The 1,176-nt window shown below is 27.6% G+C and carries 1 pseudogene; it reads left to right on the plus strand.

Annotated elements, in window-relative coordinates:
* Positions 1–234: 234 nt before the first annotated feature.
* Positions 235–1,101, plus strand: a pseudogene (locus tag VXP95_RS15455) (site-specific integrase); the annotation flags it as partial.
* Positions 1,102–1,176 lie beyond the last annotated feature (75 nt).

A 1,176-nucleotide genomic window follows, 5' to 3' on the forward strand; every position in this document is an offset into this window, starting at 1 on the left:
GTCCATGGTGATAAAAATCATCATAAACCAGACATTTTTATTGGTGAGAATATAGACACTTTAAATGGGTTCTAACATTTGTATTTCGTATAATGTATATTATGTTAAATCCGATACACCTAACAATAACTTCATATCCTTCTTTCTTAAACTAGAATTCAATAACTTAACTAATTTCTATTTCAATCATAAAATATGATATGTTGACCTTAAGAATACTTCATAAACTTTATTATGTTTGCTTTAAAAACAATTAATTTGGAAAAGAAAGTTTCAAACGAAAATCAAATTATTCTTTTATTTGATCTGGATTCATCTTGTCCATGTTTGTACCCTATGCTGTACACCATGAAATTTCTTAGATTTCAAAGTATCTCTACGCAGCATGCAGATTTAATCGCAATAAAATTTTGGTATGAATTTTGGTTTGAAAAGTTTGCCACGTCCTTTTGTGAGTCGTTTTACTCTACATCCTACAATTTTGAGATCATCCAAGTTTAAATTGATAATTTCATTGTCTATTTAGAAAACAATAAAAAATTTGATAGCAATCTTATTCGGCTAAGAAATACAGACCATACCAATTACACAACAATTGGCCATAGAATTAGATCCTTTCTAAAGTTTTACAACTTTTTGATTGATGAATACTTAAGCATCCAAACACAGCCGCAACTCACGTTGAAGGAAATTCAAAAAATTAAAGAAAACTTGAATAAATATATGACAATAAAGAAAAAAATTATAAATAACTTTTCAAAAGCCAATAAAACAATTAAAAGTGAGATAAATCATAATTTTAAGAGTATGAATCAGGAAATGATTAAAGGATTGTATTCAGTTATTTCACCGAGCAACTCTAATAGATACAATGAATTAAACCCTTTTAGATCTAAAAGTGTGCAACTCAGGAATTTTCTGATCATACATCTCATGCTTAATTATGGTCTCAGAATTGGTGAGCTTATGCTACTAACAACCAATTCTATTAAAAAATCAATTCAGAATCATAATTTTAGTTTAATTATTACAAATACAGATGATGAGTTCGATGAACGATCAAAAAAGCCAAAAATCAAAAATGAATATTCGTACCGAGTATAGTCAAATCATTATAAAACCAATACAATGGTGCAATGAGTTATTCAGAACATTTTAGACGTAAAATTTTAGCTA

Source organism: Acinetobacter sp. 226, from assembly GCF_048147925.1.
GTDB classification, from domain to species: domain Bacteria; phylum Pseudomonadota; class Gammaproteobacteria; order Pseudomonadales; family Moraxellaceae; genus Acinetobacter; species Acinetobacter pecorum.